The 21,924-nt window shown below is 48.0% G+C and carries 17 protein-coding genes and 1 tRNA gene; 13 read left to right on the top strand and 5 right to left on the bottom strand.

The window, feature by feature from the left end:
• Position 1: 1 nt before the first annotated feature.
• A tRNA-Asn gene (locus CLC91_RS14375) sits at positions 2 to 77 on the top strand.
• A 186-nt stretch (positions 78 to 263) separates the two neighbouring features.
• On the top strand, positions 264 to 2,183 hold the full coding sequence (locus CLC91_RS14370) for an EAL domain-containing protein (RefSeq protein ID WP_095500586.1): 1,920 nt from the start codon (positions 264 to 266) through the stop codon (positions 2,181 to 2,183).
• Here CLC91_RS14370 and CLC91_RS14365 read toward each other — a convergent pair.
• Entirely contained in the window at positions 2,180 to 3,067 is an 888-nt protein-coding gene (locus CLC91_RS14365) for a DMT family transporter (protein ID WP_198950935.1), read from the bottom strand. The two genes, CLC91_RS14370 and CLC91_RS14365, sit on opposite strands and share 4 nt — an antisense overlap.
• A 177-nt stretch (positions 3,068 to 3,244) precedes the next feature.
• On the opposite strand from CLC91_RS14365, the gene rsxA reads away from it, so the two are divergent.
• From rsxA to nth, 7 genes are read left to right on the top strand one after another with little or no spacing between them, the layout of a single operon-like run.
• Entirely contained in the window at positions 3,245 to 3,823 is a 579-nt protein-coding gene (gene rsxA, locus CLC91_RS14360; RefSeq protein WP_095499241.1) for an electron transport complex subunit RsxA, read from the top strand.
• Position 3,824: 1 nt separating this feature from the next.
• Positions 3,825 to 4,397, top strand: a complete 573-nt coding sequence (gene rsxB, locus CLC91_RS14355; protein WP_095500585.1) for an electron transport complex subunit RsxB — start codon at positions 3,825 to 3,827, stop codon at positions 4,395 to 4,397.
• 1 nt (position 4,398) lies between these two features.
• Positions 4,399 to 6,408: an electron transport complex subunit RsxC gene (rsxC, locus tag CLC91_RS14350; protein WP_095500584.1), complete on the top strand. Its 2,010-nt coding sequence runs from the start codon at positions 4,399 to 4,401 to the stop codon at positions 6,406 to 6,408.
• The gene (gene rsxD / locus CLC91_RS14345) at positions 6,398 to 7,450 is read left to right on the top strand and encodes an electron transport complex subunit RsxD (RefSeq protein WP_095499238.1); all 1,053 of its coding nucleotides are present in this window, start codon (positions 6,398 to 6,400) and stop codon (positions 7,448 to 7,450) included. Before rsxC ends, rsxD begins: the two co-directional genes overlap by 11 nt.
• Positions 7,447 to 8,079, top strand: coding sequence for an electron transport complex subunit RsxG (gene rsxG / locus CLC91_RS14340; protein ID WP_179287575.1), 633 nt, complete (start codon positions 7,447 to 7,449; stop codon positions 8,077 to 8,079). Before rsxD ends, rsxG begins: the two co-directional genes overlap by 4 nt.
• Positions 8,079 to 8,771 (top strand): electron transport complex subunit E, encoded by a 693-nt coding sequence (locus CLC91_RS14335; protein WP_095499237.1) that lies wholly within the window; start codon positions 8,079 to 8,081, stop codon positions 8,769 to 8,771. Before rsxG ends, CLC91_RS14335 begins: the two co-directional genes overlap by 1 nt.
• A 21-nt stretch (positions 8,772 to 8,792) precedes the next feature.
• Positions 8,793 to 9,446: an endonuclease III gene (gene nth / locus CLC91_RS14330; protein ID WP_095499236.1), complete on the top strand. Its 654-nt coding sequence runs from the start codon at positions 8,793 to 8,795 to the stop codon at positions 9,444 to 9,446.
• On the opposite strand, the gene CLC91_RS14325 is transcribed toward nth, so the two are convergent.
• Positions 9,424 to 10,200, bottom strand: a complete 777-nt coding sequence (locus tag CLC91_RS14325; RefSeq protein WP_095499235.1) for a methyltransferase domain-containing protein — start codon at positions 10,198 to 10,200, stop codon at positions 9,424 to 9,426. The genes nth and CLC91_RS14325 overlap by 23 nt on opposite strands.
• 169 nt (positions 10,201 to 10,369) lie before the next feature.
• On the opposite strand from CLC91_RS14325, the gene CLC91_RS14320 reads away from it, so the two are divergent.
• Together CLC91_RS14320 and CLC91_RS14315 are read left to right on the top strand one after the other, a co-directional pair.
• Positions 10,370 to 12,841 carry a cache domain-containing protein gene (locus CLC91_RS14320; protein WP_095500583.1) on the top strand — a complete coding sequence of 824 codons (2,472 nt, stop codon included), beginning with the start codon at positions 10,370 to 10,372 and terminating at the stop codon, positions 12,839 to 12,841.
• Positions 12,842 to 12,851: 10 nt separating this feature from the next.
• Positions 12,852 to 14,042: a class I SAM-dependent rRNA methyltransferase gene (locus tag CLC91_RS14315; protein ID WP_095499233.1), complete on the top strand. Its 1,191-nt coding sequence runs from the start codon at positions 12,852 to 12,854 to the stop codon at positions 14,040 to 14,042.
• Here CLC91_RS14315 and CLC91_RS14310 read toward each other — a convergent pair.
• From CLC91_RS14310 to rluC, 3 genes are all read right to left on the bottom strand, one after another.
• Complete coding sequence (locus CLC91_RS14310; protein ID WP_095499232.1) at positions 14,039 to 14,530, bottom strand: putative ATP-dependent zinc protease; 492 nt, start codon at positions 14,528 to 14,530, stop codon at positions 14,039 to 14,041. The two genes, CLC91_RS14315 and CLC91_RS14310, sit on opposite strands and share 4 nt — an antisense overlap.
• A gap of 121 nt (positions 14,531 to 14,651) precedes the next feature.
• Entirely contained in the window at positions 14,652 to 15,335 is a 684-nt protein-coding gene (locus CLC91_RS14305) for a TetR/AcrR family transcriptional regulator (protein ID WP_095499231.1), read from the bottom strand.
• Between the two features lie 107 nt (positions 15,336 to 15,442).
• On the bottom strand, positions 15,443 to 16,402 hold the full coding sequence (gene rluC / locus CLC91_RS14300; protein WP_095499230.1) for a 23S rRNA pseudouridine(955/2504/2580) synthase RluC: 960 nt from the start codon (positions 16,400 to 16,402) through the stop codon (positions 15,443 to 15,445).
• A gap of 506 nt (positions 16,403 to 16,908) precedes the next feature.
• Here rluC and rne point away from each other — a divergent pair.
• A complete protein-coding gene (rne, locus tag CLC91_RS14295) occupies positions 16,909 to 20,088 on the top strand; it encodes a ribonuclease E (RefSeq protein WP_095500582.1) in 3,180 nt (1,059 codons plus the stop codon).
• 215 nt (positions 20,089 to 20,303) lie between these two features.
• On the top strand, positions 20,304 to 21,860 hold the full coding sequence (locus CLC91_RS14290; protein ID WP_095499228.1) for a SulP family inorganic anion transporter: 1,557 nt from the start codon (positions 20,304 to 20,306) through the stop codon (positions 21,858 to 21,860).
• Positions 21,861 to 21,924: the final 64 nt, after the last annotated feature.

Below are 21,924 nucleotides of genomic sequence, written 5' to 3'. Positions count from 1 at the left end.
TTCCCCCTTAGTTCAGTTGGTAGAACGGCGGACTGTTAATCCGTATGTCGCTGGTTCAAGTCCAGCAGGGGGAGCCAATTTAATTAAAGTCGCTCACGAAGCGGCTTTTTTTATACCCGTCATTGCATCCCTCCCCTCATGCTGTTACAAAAAAGTTAATTGATGGTTACTTAATCACCATATTTATGGTATTTTCAGCGATAACGACCATCGAATAAACAACCATTGATTACTGTTCGTGTTCAACAAAGGGAAGCTAAGCAATGGGATTTTCTAAAACCTTCTTATCCATGCTGATACTGGTGCTTTGTTGCGTAGGTGCCATTCAAACCCACATGTTTGTGCTCGTAAGTAAAGAGCGAATACAACTGCTTAATAATGAAGTTGCCGCCGAGATCACTCGCATGGATGACTCCCAACAAACCGGTGCTGCTTTATACCTCGAACTGTCCGATCGCCACAACCTATCCTTTTATCAATACAGTGCGCGGGAAGATTTTTCTCGAAATTTCACCTATGGCGATATAGAGCAGCAACACGATGTTGTTAATAACCTGCTCAACTATTATGGCGCCAACCAAACCCAACGCTTGTTTTTAGCCCGGGGCACGGTTAATTACCGCGTGGACGCTTCCAGTATTTCGCTCATTCTCGAAAAACAATTGTTGATCAGCTGGATAATCATACTGAGTGCCCTTTTGCTCATTGGTTTTTCGTTTGTATCGGCATTCACAAAAATGCGACAGCAAATCCGTTATGCGTCAAATTACATTGAACGCATGCCCCTGCTAGAGTTTGAGTCGGTGCAGGTTAACCGCCTCAGTAACGAATGCAAACCGCTGGCTAAAGCACTGCAAGAGTGTCGCAGCGAACTTAAAATAAAAATTGACGATTACAACCAAAAACAAGAGCAATTAGCACGCTCAAGTAATGTGGATGCTGTAACCGGCTTAGCCACTCGATTGCGCTTTGTTGAACAAATAGAAGCGAAACTCAATGAAGTTAATCAAAGTGGTCTGTTGGTCAACATTCGAGCCAGTGAGCTGGGCTTGGTTAACCAAACCCAAGGCATGCGAGGTGGTGATAATTACTTGTCGGCAGTTGCTAAGGTATTATCGCAGGTGATTAAGAGTTACCCGAGAGCCGAAGCGTTTCGCATCGGTAATGCTGATTTTGCAGCCATAATCCCCAATTGCTCGAAAGAAGACGTAGAAAAGCTGTGTAAACGATTTAAAGCCAGCTATGACGACTTACAGGTAACCCTAAGCCTACCCACTACAGCCTATACCGGCGCGGTTTCTTACAGCAGCGGTATGAATGCTTTAGAGATTATGAGCATGGGCGATACCGCAGTTAATTTAGCGCAAACCTTAGGGCCTAATCATTACTCCATTTATGCCTTTGATCAGGTGAGTAACGTTATTTCCGATCATCAATGGCAAAACGTTGTGCGACAAGTGATCAGCAGTAAACGGGTGGTCTTTCTTCAACAGACCATTCACCCCTGTCGCAAAGAAGTTAAAGGCTATAAAGAGTTATTGGCCCGCTTTGTCAACGAAAGCAACGAGCCACTGCCAACCGCAACCGTGATCGCCATGGCAGAGCGCTATGGCTTAGCGGTTCAATTGGACAAGATGATCATCGTAGAAGTGTTAAAACGACTCATAAAAGATCCGTCTAACACCCATACTTATGGCATCAACGTGAGTGCAACCTCGTCTCACAACAAAGATTTCTTAGCCTGGTTAAAAGACTTGTGCAGTCGCAACAAAGCGTTAGCCAGTCGTCTCATATTCGAAGTCAGCGAAGCGGGTATGCAAACCAATCTCAATGCCAGTCAGGTCTTTGTTTCAGAGCTTCATAAAGCCGGCGCTCGCGTGTGCGTCGAACGCTTTGGATTGGGCTTTAGCTCATTTAAATTCTTTAGAGAGATTCGTCCGGATTTCATTAAGCTTGCGGGAGAATACAGCCATAGCATTGATACTAATAGCGACAATGCCTTTTTCGTTCGCATGGTGGTCGATATTGCTCGACGCATGAGCATTCGAGTGTTCGCTACTTCAGTTGAACGTCAACAAGAAAAGTTGCAGTTAGAAAAGCTTTTAGTCGACGGTCAACAAGGCTATTACATTGCCAAGCCGGAGCCCATCTTCACCGCTAACAAAGAGTTGCAAAACAGCTAATGTTCGGGTTGTTGTGTAGACTTCTTAGGTTGAGCAATCACCACTCCAATTAACACCAACCCGGCCCCTAGCATCTGCCAAGGGGTCAAACGCTCTCCCAGCAATACAAACGCCAACACCAAAGTAAAGACAGGAATGAGGTTAATGTAAACCACCGCTTGGGTCAGCGGTATTTGGCTAATGGCGTAGTTATACAGAAGGTATGCGCCTAAGGTTACAAAAGCACCTAGGTATAAAATAGCCAACAAGCCGTCTCTATGAAGCTGCCACTCTCCACCAGAATAAAGCGCTAACGGCACAAAAAACAGGCTGCCAACCAGGGCTTGTAATGCGGTCAACGTCAGAGCTGAATAGCGCTGGCAAAGCAACTTCAAGCAAACCGCATAGATAGCTGCAGCTAACATAGCGGCCAGTTCCAGTAGGTTACCGAGCAAAGGGTTGGGCGCGTGCTCATCACTCTCGCCGGCAAGGCTCAGCCAAATAACGCCAACCATCGCCAGCAAAAAACCTAACATACCGCGTCGATTTAAGCGCTCTTTGATAAACACGTAGGCAACAATGGCCGTTAATATCGGCGCCATCGCCGTCATCATGCCGGCTTGCGAGGCTGAGGTATACAAGAGCGCTTGGCTTTCCAATACAAAATACAAACAAGGCTCACAAAACGACATCAGCAATAGCAACTTCCAATCGCCACTTCGATATTGGAACTTCAAAATTTGCTTATAAAAGAGGCTAAAGCACAACAGTGCCACCAGCATTCGACCGGCAATCACCCAGTTTGGAGGATAGACTTGAAAGGCAAATTTTAAGGCGATAAAACTCGAAGCCCACAGCAAGGTAGCGATTAATAAGGCAAGTCTGGGATCGGGCTTAATGCGCATGGGTTTGTTCTCGAAGTAAAAGGTTAGCGCCGCTTTTAGGCGCCATAGAGTAGCCTATGGTCGGCACACTAAAAACAATTTTTTACTGAAATGCTATAAACCTTACTGCTTATATGTTGTTTCTCATTAGGATAAGACCGATAATAACGGCCAATGACGAATGATTTACGGTAGTTCATGAGCGAGTACATTCTTTTACTCATTAGCACAGTACTGGTTAATAACTTTGTGTTAGTGAAGTTTCTTGGGTTATGCCCCTTTATGGGGGTATCCAGCAAACTAGAGTCGGCAATTGGTATGTCCATGGCCACCACATTTGTATTAACCCTTGCCTCAACCACCAGTTACTTGGTTAACGCTTACGTGTTAGCTCCGCTTGAACTTACCTATTTGCGCACCATGGCTTTTATTCTCGTAATTGCAGTGGTGGTCCAGTTTACCGAACTGGTGGTTCAAAAAATGAGCGCTCAGTTGTACCGAACCCTAGGTATATACCTGCCATTGATCACCACCAACTGTGCGGTGTTGGGTGTGGCATTGCTGAACGTCAACGAACAACATAACTTAGTGCAATCGGTACTGTATGGCTTTGGCGCCGCTGCCGGTTTCTCCCTCGTGTTAATTTTGTTTTCCGCCATGCGAGAGCGATTAGCCGCTGCCGATGTTCCTCAACCGTTTCAAGGCGCTGCCATTGGTATGATCACCGCCGGATTGATGTCGTTAGCCTTTATGGGCTTCACGGGGTTGGTGAAGTAACATGGTAGAAGTCATACTTGCTGTTGCCGTTCTTGCGGTTTTTGCCCTGATGTTTGGCGCGCTGCTAGGGTTTGCTGCCATAAAGTTCAAAGTGGAAGGCAATCCGTTGGTGGATCAGCTGGACGCCATATTACCTCAAACCCAATGCGGCCAGTGCGGTTACCCTGGTTGCAAACCCTACGCAGAAGCCATAGCAAACGGCGAAAAAATCAATAAGTGCCCACCAGGTGGCAGTGCTGCGGTCGAAAAGATCGCGGATTTGATGGGCGTGGAGCCAGAGCCTGTTGCGGAGCATGAAGCCTCGGTTCCTCGGGTTGCATTTATTGTGGAACAAGATTGCATTGGGTGCACTAAATGCATTCAAGCCTGCCCTGTGGATGCCATTGTTGGGGCGGGTAAACTTATGCACACCGTTATAGCCAACGAATGCACCGGTTGCGATTTGTGTGTCGAGCCTTGTCCGGTTGACTGCATTAAGATGCTGCCTAAAGCCCAAACGACACAAACCTGGGATTGGAAATTGAATCAGATTCCAACCGTTACCTTACCTAACACACAACAGGTGGGTAACTGATATGATGAACTTACTTGAGCAAATTCAATCCGATAAACTTTGGCGCTTTCACGGCGGCATCCATCCACCGGGCTTAAAAGCACGGGCAAACCAGCAAACCATTGCCTCTTTGCCCTTGATGCAACACTATCAGGTGCCCATTACTCAGCACGTTGGAGAAGCCGGTCGCATCATTGTGAAAGTGGGCGATAAAGTACTAAAAGGGCAGCCTCTCACTGAAGCGCACACGCTGCAACAACTGCCAGTACATGCCCCAACCTCGGGCGTGATTAGTGCAATCAGCGAGCAAGTGGCCGCGCACCCTTCCGGGCTTCCCCAAACCGTTATCACGGTAACCGCCGATGGTAACGACCAGTGGCGACCAAGAGCGGCACGCAGCGCCTACGAAGGCGTGTCAAAAGAAGCATTGCTTAAATGCATTCAAGACGCCGGAATTGCTGGCCTTGGCGGTGCAACCTTTCCAACCCACCGCAAACTGGCTAATGATCAGTTAGACGTCGTCATCATTAATGGCGTTGAGTGCGAACCTTACATAAGTTCCGACGATAGGCTTATGCGTGAATATGCCAGCGACATCTTCAAAGGCATAGGCGTAATCGAACATTTGGTGCAACCCAAACACATCGTATTTGCGATAGAGGATGACAAACCAGAAGCGGCTAAAGCGATTAAAGCTGCCGCTGAGCAGCATGGATTTCAGCAGGCTTCTTTTTCGCTAAAAATCGTTCCAACTAAGTACCCTTCCGGTGGTGAGAAGCAACTCATTCAACTGCTCACCGGACGCGAAGTTGATTCCGGTACCATTCCAGCAGCGCTTGGCATTGTTATGCAAAACGTAGGTACCGCTTACGCCATAAAAAAAGCGGTATTCGATGACGAGCCAATGCTTGAGCGGGTGGTTACGGTTACCGGCAACGCGGTCGCAAAACCCAGCAATTTTTGGGTGCCCATTGGCACCGTGATAGCAGATTTATTAGCCCATGCAGGCTACGTTGCACAACCTCAGCTTGGTGTCATTCTTGGTGGCCCCATGATGGGCTTTATGCTGCCGTCGATTAACGCCGGCGTCACCAAAGCCTGCAACTGCTTGCTAGCCGCCGACAGCAATGAGATTGATACCGACAACAGCGAGCGTTCTTGTATTCGCTGTGGTGAATGTGCCGTTGTTTGTCCAGCTAAGTTGCAACCGCAACAACTTTATTGGCACGCTAAAGCCGCAGAGCATGAAAAGTCTCAACACTATAATCTATTCGACTGCATTGAATGCGGTTGTTGTGCCTTCGTTTGCCCGTCCAACATTCCTTTGGTGGAAGCCTATCGAATCGAGAAAGCGGCCATTCGCACACAACAACTGCAGGCCGAACATTCGCAACGGGCCAAACTGCGCTTTGAAGCCCGGGTCGAGCGGTTAGAGCAAGAGAAGCAAGCCCGAGCCAACAAGCAAAAACGCTCGGCACAAAGCCGCCAAGCCAATATGTCTGGCGAGCAAAAGGATCTGGTTGCCGCTGCGTTGGCCCGCGTTAAAGCCAAAAAAGCGCAACAGGCTGAGCCACAGTCCAGCGGTGATGCTAAATCTGCAGCGGTAGCTAAGGCTTTAGCCCGTGCCAAAGCAAAGCGAGCCGCTCAACAATTTGCCACCCCAGAGCCTGCCAAGGCTGCTGACGAAACGCTCGCAAGCAAAGATGCTTCCCAGCAAGTAACCGCGAGCACAACAACGGTGGATCCCAAGAAAGCGGCCATCGCCAAAGCGGTTGCCAAAGCCAAAGCTAAGAGAGCGGCCCAGCAGCAAAACGGCGGCGTTTCAGCGGCAACTAAGTCAGAGCCAATGGCAACGCCTGAACCTGCGCCTGAACCGAGTGCAGCGCCAAATGCCGAGGCCGGTGCCGCACCTGATGCAACCAATAGCGATCCTAAAAAAGCCGCCATTGCTCGCGCCGTAGCCAAAGCGAAAGCCAAACGCGAAGCCGCAGCGAAAGCACAATCCACAAAAGGTGACTCTGATGGCGTTTAAGCTAAAAGCATCCCCTCACATAAGCCAAGGTGGCTTAACCGCGTCCATGATGAAGAAAGTGATGCTTTGCGCCTTACTTGGCATTGCCGCGCAAACTTGGTTCTTTGGCGTTGGCACCCTCATTCAAGTGGCTCTGTGCATGCTCATTTGCGTAGCGGCAGAGGCGGTTTTTGTGGCCATTCGAAAGCGCTCGTGGCGCTATGCCATCAGCGATTATTCCGCCGCATTGACCGGGTTATTGTTAGGGCTTGCTCTGCCCCCTTACGCGCCGTGGTGGATAGCGTTAATCGGCAGCCTATTTGCCATCGTTATGGTGAAGCAGTTGTACGGCGGATTGGGGCATAATTTACTCAATCCAGCAATGGCTGGTTACGTGTTGTTATTAATTGCCTTTCCTGTGCAAATGACCACATGGGCTGCGCCTGTTGAACTGTTACAAGCCCCCCTCTCTGTAAGTCAAGCACTTCAATCCATCTTCCTAGAAAACAAGCCTTTGGTTGACACGGCTCGAATCGCGGTGGATGGCACCACCATGGCAACGCCGTTAGATACTTTAAAGACCGGCCTAACCCTAGGGAATACCAGCAGTGAATCCATGCAATCCCCCATTTTTGGAAGCGTTGCCGGTGTAGGTTGGGAATGGGTAAATCTGGGTTACCTCATTGGTGGCCTGATTATGCTGCGACTTAAAGTGATCCGTTGGCACATTCCATTTGGGGTGTTGGTGGGTCTTTGGGTAAGCGCATCCATAGGCTACATACTATTGCCTGATGTTTCGGGAACACCGTGGTTTCACGCCTTTAGTGGCGCAACCATGTTAGCGGCCTTCTTCATAGCAACCGATCCGGTTTCGGCTGCAACCAGCCCTAAAGGCCGCTTTATTTATGGGGTACTGATTGGCGCCATCGTATACCTCATTCGCACTTTCGGTGGCTACCCCGATGCGGTCGCCTTTGCGGTATTGCTCGCTAACCTTACCGTTCCTTTGATTGATTACTACGTGCGACCGGTTACCTACGGCCACGCTAAGGACAAATCATGAAAACCAGCATGACCAAAAACGGACTCATATTGGCAGGCTTTGCGCTGGTAACCACCTTTGTTGTAAGCCTTACCTTTCAAGGAACCAAAGCCAAAATTGCCCAACAACAGCAGCAAGAGCTGGTAAAAGTGTTGTCGCAAATCATTCCCGACGACAATTACGATAGCCCCTTATATCAACATTGTGTGCAGGTATCTTCGGAGCAGTTTTTAGGAACCGCTTCAACCCAACGCGCGTTTATTGCCAGTAAAAACAATGAGCCTGTCGCCATGGCCATTGAGACAACCGCGCCGGATGGATACAGTGGTGACATTCATTTGATTGTTGGCATTGACAAACAAGGCAAGGTGTTAGGGGTTCGCACCTTAAGCCATCAGGAAACACCGGGGCTTGGTGATCATATTGAACTGCGTAAATCAGACTGGGTCGAGTCGTTTAAAGGTCGAGTATTAAGTGGCCAGAAAGATCCCCGCTGGGCGGTTAAGAAAGACGGTGGCAGTTTCGATCAGTTTACCGGCGCAACTATCACCCCAAGAGCCTATGTAAAAGCGGTTAAAAATACCCTAATCTATTTCCAGTATCATTTTGATGAAATAGCCGCAAGCCAAATCAGTTGTGAAGGTCAGTAATGAGCGAGTATAAAGAAATAGCGTGGCAAGGCTTATGGAAGAACAATCCAGGCATCGTGCAACTCTTGGGGTTATGCCCGCTGTTGGCGGTTACCTCAACCCTTACCAATGCCCTGGGTCTCGGCATCGCCACCTTGTTGGTGTTGGTTGGCTCGAACGTATGCGTTTCTCTCATCCGCCGTTGGGTGCCTAAAGAAATTCGCATCGCTGTCTTTGTAATGATCATTGCTGCATTGGTAACCTGCGTACAACTGTTGATCAACGCGTATGCCTATGGCTTGTATTTGTCGCTCGGTATTTTTCTACCATTGATCGTAACAAACTGCGTGATTATTGGACGTGCAGAAGCCTTTGCTTCGAGACAACCCGTTTTAAAGTCTGCCTTCGACGGGCTTATGATGGGATTGGGTTTTACCATAGTGTTGGCCCTATTAGGCGCCATTAGAGAAATTTTGGGTCAAGGTACGCTGTTTGCGGGTGCCGATTTATTACTGGGTGATTGGGCCGCCGTGCTAACCATTAAGCTTATCGATTTTGATACCCAATTCTTACTGGCTTTGCTGCCACCGGGCGCCTTTTTAACCATGGGGCTTATTATTGCGGCCAAAAATGCCATCGATCACCATTATGCTCATAAAGCCCCTAAAACAGCCCCAGAGCCGGTGAGTCGCGCCCGTATCAATCAAACCTAAGGTTAGCGATAGACCCATACTATGAATAAGAATAAAAGAATCGAGATACTGACACGCTTAAGGGACGATAACCCAAACCCCACCACTGAGCTTAATTTCTCAACACCGTTTGAGCTGTTGGTGGCGGTGACCTTGTCGGCGCAAGCCACCGATGTGGGGGTTAATAAAGCAACCGACAAACTGTTTCCAGTGGCCAATACCCCCAAAAAAATCTTCGATCTTGGCGTTGACGGTCTTAAGGATTACATCAAAACCATTGGTTTATTTAATTCTAAGGCGCAAAACGTTCACAAAGCCTGCGCCATTTTGTTAGAGCAATACCCGCAGCTAGACTTAGACCAAGGAGAAATTCCTGAATCGAGAGAAGCTTTAGAAGCCCTGCCTGGTGTTGGCCGAAAGACCGCCAATGTAGTGCTTAACACCGCCTTTGGCTGGCCGACCATCGCAGTGGATACTCATATTTTTCGTGTATCCAACCGAACTAAGTTGGCCATGGGAAAAAACGTGGATTTGGTGGAGCAGAAACTGCTTAAGGTAGTGCCAAAAGCATTTAAGCAAGATGTCCATCATTGGCTTATTCTACACGGTCGCTATACCTGTGTTGCCCGCAAACCCCGTTGTGGCGCTTGCATTATCGAAGATTTGTGTGAATTTAAAGAGAAGACGAGCGACTGACAATAAAGTGACTGTAGCGCCCTAAATCACGAAAAACGGGATGGGCGCATCGCTGCCATTCAAGCTCTAGTAGTCTATCGTAGTCGCTTTGTTGTAGTGATTTGTCTTTCACGTAATCGTGTAAAACCCGAACCCCAATGCGTCGTTCAACCTTATAGCCCGCTTGCTCGAGCCATTGTTTAACGTCATCCGGTTTAAAACGCCCCTGCGGAATAATGGTGTTATTGTGTTTAAGTGGCATACCCGCTTCTAAGTACTGATAATTGCCATTAACGGCATGGTGCATTTCCAGTCCGTAATAATTATAAAACATCAGCGACATTACCCCATCGTCGGCTAAGCAATCGAGCAACGCCAACAACCCTTGCTTTGGCTCAGCTAGCCATTCTAAAACCGCATGAAAGCATATTAACGAATAGTGTTTGGCTAACGTATCGTGAATGGCTTGGGCCTTAAGTTGGTAAAAGCGAACCTGCTGCTCTACACCCTGCTCAGCGACGTTTTGTTTTGCCTGTTGCAACATGTTCTCCGAGACATCACAAAAGTCAATGGAATGGCCTTGCTGAGCTAGCCAAATGGCCATTTGCCCTTGGCCACCGCCGGCGTCAAGCACCTTGGTTCCTGCTTTAATTTGCGGCAATATGTGGCTTGAGAATTCTCGCTGCAATACGTCTAAGCGCAAACGCCCTTTTGTGGTTTGGTATATATTTTGAGTGAATTTTTTAGATCGACTGTCAAAATTTGTATCCGCCAACGACTGTTACCTTCGTGTGTTGCAAAAGCTTGTTGCAATTCGTTACATAAGAACCAGATTTTCCCACAGCTTTTACGTGAAATAAATGCCATAAAAACTGTAGGGCTGTTTTCCCATGCCTAACCAACTGTTACAGTATACAATTAATTAACATATTTTCTGGAGTTTCATGGCGCTCGCTACGTTTTTCAAAAATACCTTTTCTACAAAGGTGTTTAGCTCTGGCACCAATCTTCGCTTTACCGTGCTGATGGTCCTGCTGCTTATCCTTAGCGGAGCAGCCATTTGGGCAACCTTGTCAACCGCAGAGAATCAACGCTTGTTGCAAGACAGCCACGCTATCCAAAAACAGCGCGGCATCATTGCCGCCAAAACGCTACAACAGCGAATGGCACAGGCACAAGCCAGTGCGGTTTCGTTTGCCCACATTAGCCAAAGCCTTTACCTCTCGCCGGAGCAACTCACGCAAACCATTCCAGCGTTATTAAACGACAACAGTCAGCCCCGGCTTATTGTGGGTGGTGGTGTTTGGAGCGCACCCTATGCCTTCGATCCAACAAAAGAACGACTCGCCTATTTCTGGGGACAACAAGCCGATGAAGGCATGGTCAAGTTTGACCAATATAATGATCCAAACGAGCCAAGTTACGTTGACGAACCTTGGTTTAAACCGCTTGCCAACATGCCCGATGGCAGCACCCATTGGTCCGACGCTTATCGCGATCCCTACACCAAGCAAACCATGGTAACCGTATCGTCGCCCATTTGGGATAAAGATAGATTTTTAGGCGTGGTCACCATAGACATGGCCATGGACGGAATCAATAACCTAGTGCGACGCATTAGCGAGCAACAGCCGGGCTATCTGTTTCTTGCGGATCGCAATCACAGAGTGTTAGCGCACCCCCATTTAGATGATTACATAGAACAGAAGCCTGACCGTTTCCCATCGTTGCAAGAATTGGTTGAGGAAGAACCCAACTTAGCGCCTATCTTGACGTTGTCTATTCAAGCCGCCAACAGCAACTCTGAAATCTTTCAAATGCCCATTGCCAAGGATCCAGTCCTTGGGATTTCGGTAAACCTTAAGGTGTTTAATATCGGGGAAAGTGGATGGAAACTGTTCTTAGTGTCACCAACGATCAGCGGCTCTGAGGGATATCAAAGCTCTTGGGCCGTTGCATTAATGGTGGGTTTTGTATTGTGTTTTGTTTTTTTTCTAATCCATTTATACGTGCGCCAAAGTTTAATTGCACCGCTAACAGACCTGGCCGACGCCTCAGAGCAAAAGCAAACGAACTTGCTAAAAGCCCTCGCCAACTGTCGACAGCCGGATATGGCACGCATCGCTTCTAGCATGCTCAACCTTAACGCAACGCTTAGAAGCAGCCAATCAAATTTAGAAGCGAGCAATTTAGCGTTAGCAAAGCAACAGGCCAGCCAATCCACAATCGATGCCCGCAACAATGGCGCCCAAGGCTATTTTATGGAGTTTATGAACTCCAGCTCTGCACTGATGACCATTCGTGATTTACAAGGCCGCTTCATTACCGCCAATGACCGTTATTGCAGTGCGACCCAGCGCACGTTGCATCATTTGGTGGGAAAAACCATCGCCGAAGTCTTTCCAGAGTCTATCGCCGAGAAAGCGCTAAGTCGCTGGCAGCAAGTTATTGAAACTAACAAAAATGTGTATTTTGAAGACTCCTACATCATTGAACAAACCCAAGGGTTTTACGTCTCCAAACTGTTCCCTATTTTTGACCAAGATGGTGAACGGATAGCTATTGGTTACATCGGTCTTGATTGCAGTAAACTTAAAAACCAAATAAGCAACTTAGACGAGCAGTTGCAACAAGTAAAACTAGAGTTACAACAGACTCAACAGCAGCAACACCAGTCCATCGAATTAATCGATAGCCAGCGAACTGCGCAGACGCAACTGAAACAACATTTGGATCAGGTGAAATTATCGGAAGCCTTTATTGAGCAGCAAGATCAACGCATTATTCAGCTGCTGACCAATTTCACCGCTATTTTAAAGCAGCAACTTAACAGCTTATATACCGCTGCCATACCGGATCACGTCACAGATAGCGACGCTAACTGGCAGCAACTCGACTCAGTTGAGTACCTGATGAGCCAAAGCAACCATTTACATTTGTTATTCCAAGCGCTGTCTCAGCCTTTAGCCCACAAACAAATTAATAGCTATTTGCATCATTACATTGAGATATTCAATCAATCGAACCACCTTAATAATGTCGCCATCGAATTACGATGTGACGATGCAATTAGCAGTGACTTTTCGCCTTTGCACTGGTTACGAATGCTTCACTGCCTTTTGCAAAATGCAACCCAACATGGCTTTAACCCCATAAGCGAAAACGCCAAGATCATCGTTGAGATACAGCAAAGTGCTCAACAGACTTGCCTGCTTGTAACGGACAACGGTTTTGGCATGCCCGCCAAAGAATTGAGTCAGCTAAATGAAATGGATCACTCCCAAAACGTCACCAGTTTGATACTATTACGCGCTTGGCTCGCTCGCCACCACGGTGAACTCATGATAAACAGCGAGCTCAACAAAGGCTGCCAAGTGCAAGCTTGCATTTCCCGTAATTTATCCAGCGAAGAGTGACCATAGCACCATGAAAAAACGCGTTAATTTGCTTCCCGGCAGAGAAAAATCGGTATTACGCAGACACCCTTGGATTTTTGCCAGCGCGATTCGCTCAGTTAAAGGCGATCCTCAGTTAGGTGAAACGGTCGAAGTACGGGCCCACGACGGTCGAGTTTTGGGTGTCGCCGCCTACTCGCCTCATTCGCAAATTCGCCTAAGAATGTGGGATTTTGGTAAAGACAAGCAGGTCGATGCCGACTTCTTTAAACGTCGTCTTGAGCAAGCCTTTGCCGGACGTTCTGGGCTCATTGAGCGTCAGCAACTCACTGGATTTAGATTAGTAGCCGCGGAATCTGACGGTCTGCCAGGGATCACCATTGACTATTACGCTGGAGTGATTGTGTGTCAGCTATTGTCGGCTGGCGCTGAATATTGGCGTGAAACACTGGTCAGTTCTCTGCAACAGCTCATGCCCGGTTGTACCATTTACGAACGCTCAGATGTCGACAGTCGCAAAAAAGAAGGATTGGCGTTAACCCAAGGGTTGCTTAGTGGTGAGCTTCCGCAAATGCCCCTCATCATCGAGGAAAACGGTGTCAACATCGCGGTGGACGTGACCGATGGGCATAAGACCGGATTCTATCTCGATCAGCGTGATAACCGCTACAAAGCGATGGCTTACGTCAAAGACAAGTCGGTGCTTAATTGCTTCAGTTACACAGGCACCTTCGCCTTGTATTGCTTAAAAGGCGGTGCCAGCCTTGTTGAAAACGTGGACGTTTCACAATCCGCTCTGGAGTTGGCCGCCAATAACATCGCTTTAAATCGTTTAGACCCAACTAAAGTCATCCATACCAAAGCCGACGTCTTTAAACTGTTACGCAGTTATCAAGAGCAAAACAAGCGCTTTGATGTGGTCATCATGGATCCACCAAAGTTTGCCGACAACCGCGCTCAGCTAAAAGGTGCAGCCAGAGGCTATAAAGACATTAATCTGCAAGCCATTAAGTTATTAAAGCCAGGAGGCACATTGCTAACCTATTCTTGCTCTGGGCTTATGGAAGTGGACTTGTTTCAGAAAATTGTGGCGGATGCAGCGTTGGATGCTCAGAGAGAATTGCAAATTGTTGAACGCTTTAGTCAAGCCGCCGATCACGTAGTGGCGGGCGGCTTTCCTGAAGGCTACTATTTGAATGGTTTAGCCTGTCGCGTACTTTAGTGTTTTTCAGCCGGAAGATCGACGTCAACTAGGTAACGGCCTTGTAACCAATCGCGACCAATCAGCAATTTGTACGACATATGAGTGCGGTCGCGTAGGTTTACCAACATCTTTTGCTCTTCTCCTTTACGACCCACGCTTAACTCAATCATGTAACGCGTTTCGGTGCCTTGAGAGTTTCGAACCGAAGACGTTTTAACAATGGTTCCCTTCATTTTCACCCGCTGACCTTTTTCATTTTCACTGGTGAAATGAATGGTTTTGCCAACGTTTTTGCTTTTGTCTTGGGATTCGTTATCAATGCTCAATCCATACGCATGAATCGAGGTCTCTTTCGCGCCAGTATCGATACGAGCGTCATAGCTAATACCGGATTCTGCAACACTTAACACCGCGGTAGGTCCAATAATGAGTTTGTCTGACGCCATAACACCCTGCGCTACGAATGAGGACAGCAGCGTCCCTGTAATTAGAATGCGTTTCAGCATAGTTCCGTTTCCTTCTTGAGAATCCCGTACTTAGGATAACTCTATTCTAGACAAGCCAGTGCTGAAGGTAAACTGAACGAACCCTCGATTTATATAAAAAGGCAGCAGTTAAAAAGGTAACTTAAAACGGATGCTTAAAAAACTGATTAAGGCGCGCTTCAATGACACTTTGACGGCAACTCGGTTCGCCTTCCCAGCCTAATTCCATCAAGGTCTTATTGACGTAGTCAAAGCAGAAATCAAATTCTACTGGCAACATCAATGTTTCGGGCGCTTTGTGTAACGCCATGATAACGCTACCCCGTTGGAAAATAGACAGCAGTCGTTTTACTTCTAAAATTTTGTGTTCAGACGCGGAGATTTTGTTCTCATACACCGCTCCCATCCAGATTTGGTGAACTGAGTTCATGAGGTTATTAAACGCCATGGCTACCGAGTCTCGGGTTTCCTGACTGACGGCATTTAAAATGGACTGATTGGACATAATGAATTGGGTGCCCGCTTTACCATTCGATTCCAACGCTTTATAGATGGGACCTAGCTGCAAAATCATCAATCGCTCTAGATGCGATAGCGTGTCATCGTTAACCAATTCAATGACAATGTCGCGCACACTTTTGAGATCTTCGATAACAATACAAACCAACACATCTTCGCGACTGCGAAAATGGGCGTACAGTTGCGAACGAGGAATATCAATTTTTTTAGCGATATCAATCAGTTTAAAGCCATTAATCCCCTGTTCGAGGATCAATTCTCGGGCAACACCTAATAGTTCAGCCTGTCGGTCGTATGTTGCTTCCATTCTGTCATCCTAAATCGTTTGAATGACCTATTATACGTACCTTTACCCGCATAATTCTTAGCACCAGATCCCATTTTCAAGCGATAAATCAGACGAGCTGAGTGAGTTTAGATCTTGCGCAATTTTGCTAAACACTCTTTTAGGTGAGGAGCAAGGGGCGCATCCACCGTTTGAGTGGCCTCTTGGTTTGGATGAAAGAAAGTCAGCTGAGCCGCATGCAAAAACAGACGTTTAAGCCCTAGTTGCCGCATCTTTTCATCAAATCTTTGCTCGCCGTATTTTTCATCGCAAGCAATGGGATGACCCGCGTGTTGGCAATGCACCCGAATTTGGTGGGTTCGCCCGGTAATAGGCGACGCCTTAATCAAGGTGGCTCCATCGTACTTTTGCTCAATGGCAAAGCGGGTTTTACTAGGCTTACCTTCGCTATTCACCCGCACAATGCGCTCGCCGGATTTTAACGTAATCTTAAGTAAGGGGGCCGCCACTTGTTTATCGTGTGATTGCCACTCGCCACGAACCAAGGCTAAATAATGCTTGTTCATGGTTTTAGCTCTAAGCTGGTCATGCAAATGTTTTAAGGTAGAGCGGCGTTTTGCCACCAGTAATACGCCGGAGGTTTCTTTGTCTAAACGATGCACCAACTCAAGAAATTTCTGTTGCGGACGCAGGCTGCGAAGCCCTTCAATCAAACCAAAGGTCACGCCGCTGCCGCCATGCACCGCAATACCGGCCGGTTTGTTAATGGCAATCAAGTAATTATCTTCGTATAAAATGCACTCTTCCAATTGCGAGACTTTATTAAGGCTGGCTGGCGGCAGTGCGTTGTCGCTGCGCTCAGCGATGCGCATAGGCGGTATGCGCACCAAGTCGCCAGCTTGCAATTTATACTCTGGCTTAATGCGTTTTTTATTCACCCGCACTTCACCTTTACGGATCACTCGGTAAAGTAAACTTTTGGGGACGCCTTTTTGGCGAGTCCGTAGGTAATTGTCGATTCGTTGACCTTGATATTCTTCGTCAATCTCAACAATTTGGACTTTTTGTCTAGGTTGCTCATTTGTCATGGGCGCCATTGTACATCAACTGAGGTAATGATGCGTCATTGCATTGCTGTTCTTTGTCATAATTGCTATATTACGCCAGTCGCTGGGGATAAAACGCTGATAAGTTGTTAATAACCCACTCGACCAGGCCAAATTTTCGCCGAAAAACGGACTCTTGTTGGAACAAACAACCGATAAATTTGCAGTCATCAAGGGATGCTGCCACCAAGAACACATTTATCTTCAAACCCAACCGACCGTTGGTGCAGAGCCTGAACACACAGAATTGACAGAAACCTGTTGCAATTCGGTGCTGCCTTGAAGCAGCTAGAGAAACTCAGAGATTTTTTGGAACGCGTTCTTACAAAACGAGTTCCCACTGTTGTTATGGTATGCGACACGCTGAGAAGCGTCCTACAGAAATGAGCAATACCCAGTTTAACCGAGTCGTGAGACTCTATTGATCAGTTAAACCCTAGCGCCCAGCGCAACCGAATTGTGACCACAATAGAGATATATTGGTCCACATGAAACGGATGCTAATTAATGCAACTCAATCAGAAGAGTTGCGCGTTGCCCTAGTTGACGGACAGCGCTTATACGACTTGGACATTGAAAGTCCCGGCCACGAACAAAAAAAAGCCAACATTTACAAAGGCAAAATTACCCGCGTCGAGCCAAGCCTTGAAGCGGCTTTTGTCGACTACGGTGCTGAGCGCCATGGCTTTCTTCCCTTAAAAGAAATTGCTCGTGAATACTTCCCTGAAGGCTACTCCTTCCAAGGTCGTCCAAACATTAAGGACGCCATCAAAGAAGGCCAAGAAGTCATCGTTCAGGTTGATAAAGAAGAGCGCGGAAACAAAGGTGCTGCACTCACAACCTTTATTAGCTTGGCCGGTTCATACTTGGTGCTTATGCCAAACAACCCTCGCGCCGGTGGCATTTCTCGCCGCATCGAAGGCGATGAACGAACCGAACTGAAAGCCGCCCTTTCTCAGCTAGACGTACCTAAAGGTATGGGACTCATTGTTCGCACCGCCGGTGTTGGTAAAGCCGCTGAAGAATTAGCTTGGGATTTGCACGTACTGCAACACCATTGGACAGCGGTTAAAGAAGCTGCTGAGAGCCGCCCTGCACCCTTCTTAATTCATCAAGAAAGTAATGTTATCGTTCGAGCCATTCGCGATTACTTGCGTCGTGACGTGGGTGAAATCCTCATCGACCACGAACGCATTTATAACGAAGCGAAACAACACATCGGTTTGGTTCGTCCTGATTTTGTTGAACGCGTAAAACGCTACAATGCTGAAGTACCGCTGTTTACTCACTACCAAATCGAAAGCCAAATTGAATCGGCTTTCCAACGCGAAGTCCGTTTACCTAGCGGTGGCTCGATTGTTATCGACCCAACTGAGGCCCTAACCTCCATCGATATTAACTCGGCGCGAGCCACTAAGGGCTCTGATATCGAGGAAACGGCACTGAACACGAACCTAGAAGCCGCCGATGAAATTGCTCGTCAACTTCGTCTTCGTGACTTAGGCGGCTTGGTGGTCATCGACTTCATCGACATGGGTCCTTCTCGACATCAGCGTGAAGTAGAAAACCGCATGCGTGATGCGGTGCGTCCTGATAGAGCTCGTGTGCAATTAGGTCGAATTTCCCGTTTCGGCTTAATGGAAATGTCTCGCCAACGTTTGCGTCCGTCTCTTGGCGAGTCTGCGGCAAACCTATGCCCTCGTTGTAGCGGTCAAGGCACCATTCGTGGCACTGAGTCGCTGGCGCTATCAATTCTGCGTTTAATGGAAGAAGAAGCCATTAAAGAGAATACCGCTCAAATTGAAGCTGTAGTTCCTGTGGATGTTGCCGCTTACCTATTGAACGAAAAGCGCAAAGCCATTCGCATTACCGAACAACGTCACGATGTGGAAGTGTACGTAATCCCTGACAAGCACATGCTAACGCCAGAGTATAAGGTTAATCGTCATCGTAAAGACGAAACCATTGCCGAAGCGAGCTACGAGCGCAGTGCTGCCCCAGAGAAAACACTTTATGAGCCTCGTAAGTTAGAGCGTACCGAAGCGGACAAGCCTATGCTAACCGGCTTTACCGCGCCTACGCCTGAGGAAGTAAAAGCGAAAGTTCAACCGACTAAGGCAAAAGCAGCGGCCAAACCGCAAAAGAGTGCAGAACAACCGGGCATTCTATCTAAGCTGTTCGCGGCCATTAAATCGCTGTTTATTGCTGAGCCTGAAACCACTCCGAAAAAGTCTGATAAGCGCGGACGAAATCGCAATCAAGGTAAACGTGACGACAATCGTCGTAACCGTAATCGCAATGATCGCCGCAACCGCAACAACTCACGTAACGACAATCGTAATGACAATCGTAACGATGCTCGTCGCACGAAATCGGAAACCGCTCAAGAGCGCATGCTTCGTGAAAAAGACGAGCAAAGCAAAAAGAACCGCGGCCGCAATAACGACCGTCGCAAACCAAAATCGAATGCTGAAGGCAAAAGTGACGCCCAAGACAGCAAAGATGAGGTGGTTAAAGAGCGTCGCCAGCGTCGCAATATGCGCCGCAAAGTTCGAGTAGAGCAACCACAGACTACAGCCAAAGAAACCGTTGAAAACAACACAGCGATTGACGCAGTTGTTGAAAGTGCCGCGGTTAGCACGCCTCAAGCTGAGAAGCCAAAAGCCAGCCAACCAAAAGCTGACAAAGCAACCACTGTAAACCACGATGTGGACACACAAGCTACGCCGGCTAAGCAAGATGACGCCAATGACTCAAACTCAACGGCTGAAAAGCCACGCAGAGAGTCGAGCCGTCGTAATCGTCGCAGCCCTCGCCATTTGAGAGCCGCCGGTCAAAAACGTCGTCGTGAAGGTGACGATAACATTGCTCAGGTAGATGAAGTACACGCTCAAGAAAACGTTGTCACTGCCCGTTACCCAGAAAACAACGTAACTGCAGCGGAAAAGGAGTCTCATAATGACCAAGAAGAACAATTGGTGATTAAGTTTGAATCCGAAGCTAAGTCCGATGAGCAGGATAAAAATCCATTAGCTCAAGCGGTAGCTTCGGCGTTAACTCCAGAGCCGTTAACTGAGCAAGCTAAGAACGTTACTGCTGATGAAAAACCACAAGAGAGCGAAGCTTCGGCAAAACCAGAAGCCTCGAGCGAAAGTGAAACAAAGGCAGCGGTTGAAGCGCCGGTTGAAAACAAAACCCCTGTTAATAGCGAACCTTCGCTAACCGACGAAGCGACTGCCACTGACGAGCAAGCTTTGGCAACAACGTCCGCTGCGCCAGCGAGTGCTCCTGCTCAAGCGAGTCGTTTCGCGCAAATGACCAACTCCACTGCTGCGCAAACCAACGCGATCGCCGAAGCAAAAGCGCCGTCAGCAACAGAGGTTAAAGCTGAGCCTGCCCCTGAAGTTACCGTTGAAGCTGAAGCTAAAACAGAGACTAGCCCTCAGTCGACCACTGATACCGCAACCAGTGAGCCAACTAAACCAGCCAGTCGCTATGGCACCATGGTCAGTCAAACCATGACCGCTCCAACAGCCAATGCGCCAAAGGCTGCGCAGTCTTTGCCGAAAGGCCATGACTATCAAGGTGAACAAAAAGACAGTGACAACAAAGAAGAGAAGCGCCAACCAACCAACAGCGCCAACTCTGAAATGTCTCGCCCAGAATAGTACCCACTGTAAACGCAGTAACAAAGCCGCCTACTAAGGCGGCTTTTTTTATATCAAACACGGCCAACCTGGTGATAATCGCATAAAATTTCAGCAGCTCTTTCATGCAAGTAAAGAAAAGTTAATAAAGTGTAATTTCTTCATTGCATCTCAGAGCATAACTCGCTAATGTGCGCCGCGTCACACAATTTACGTGTTCATAAGTCGAGGATGTCATGTTTGAAATAATTCGCCATAAAGGCGCAAGCGTTAAAGCCGATGTATTGTCCGGTATAACGGTCGCCCTTGCGTTGGTACCAGAAGCGGTTGCCTTTGCCTTTGTAGCCGGAGTTGAACCAATGGTCGGCTTATACGCCGCCTTTTTGGTGGGACTCATTACCGCAACCATGGGTGGTCGTCCTGGCATGATTTCCGGTGCAACAGGCGCTATGGCGGTAGTGATGGTGGCTTTGGTTGCGCAACACGGCGTCCAATATTTATTCGCAGCCGTCGTCTTGGCCGGCCTTTTTCAAATCACCGCCGGCATTTTCCGTTTGGGGAAGTTCATTCGCATCGTTCCTTACCCAGTTATGATTGGCTTTGTAAACGGTTTGGCCATCGTTATTTTTCTCGCCCAACTTGGCCAGTTTAAGATAGACGACGGTCAGGGAAACCTTATCTGGTTAAGCGGTGACAGCTTGTATCTAATGCTAGCCTTAGTAGCCATTACCATGGCCATAATTCACTTTTTACCCAAGCTTACCTCGGCAATCCCATCAACCTTAGTGGCGATACTCACCGTCACCGCTGTGACCTTTTACATGGGGTTAGATACTCGAACTGTGGTGGATTTTGTGAGAAGTATGTCAGGCGACCCACAAGCAACCCTTGCGGGCACCTTGCCAAGTTTTAGCATTCCAGCGGTACCCTTTACCCTAGAAACCCTATCCATTATTTTGCCCTACTCCGCCATTTTAGCCGCCATTGGACTCATCGAATCGTTACTAACGCTCACCGTAATCGACGAAATGACCAATACTCGAGGTCGAGGCAACCGAGAATGCGTTGGTCAAGGTGTGGCTAACGTGACCTGTGGATTCTTCGGGGCTATGGGTGGCTGTGCCATGATCGGTCAATCCATGATCAACATTAATTCCGGTGGACGTGGCCGCTTGTCTGGCATTACCGCAGCCCTAGCCTTACTCGCCTTTATTCTGTTCGCAGCCCCCTTTATTGAGCTCATACCGCTTGCGGCGTTAGTGGGCGTTATGTTTATGGTGGTGTTGGGTACATTCGAGTGGGCTAGTTTTCGCATCATTAATAAAGTGCCGCGCCAAGACATGTTTGTCATCGTCTTGGTTACCGTAGTAACCGTATTTACGGATCTTGCCATTGCCGTGTTAGTGGGTGTTATTGTAAGCGCTGTCGTGTTTGCCTGGGAGCATGCAAAGCACATTGCAATCACCACAGACAAAACCGAAGAAGGTTGGAAGTTGTACCGTTTACACGGACCACTTTTCTTTGGATCAGTCGCTAACTTCCTAGAACTGTTTAATGCCGCAGACGATCCTGAGCATGTTGTCATCGACTTTGAAAATTCTCGAGTCGCTGATCACTCAGCACTTGAAGCGATTGACACCCTTGCCGAGCGCTACCTAAAAGAAGGCAAACAATTGCACTTGCGCCACCTCAGCCCCGAGTGCCGCAAGCTACTCACCAAAGCCGGCGATTTAGTGGAAGTCAACCTCATCGAAGATCCAAGCTACAAAGTCGCCACCGACAGGCTGGCCTAGTCAATAAAAACGGCAACTCCAGCGTATCTAAGATACAGAGTTGCCGTTACTTTTCACGCATTCA

It is taken from the genome of Paraferrimonas haliotis, assembly GCF_002282895.1.
Lineage (GTDB): Bacteria > Pseudomonadota > Gammaproteobacteria > Enterobacterales > Shewanellaceae > Paraferrimonas > Paraferrimonas haliotis.
The sequence above is the reverse complement of the archived record's forward strand: the minus strand, read 5'-3'. Positions and strand labels throughout refer to the sequence as shown.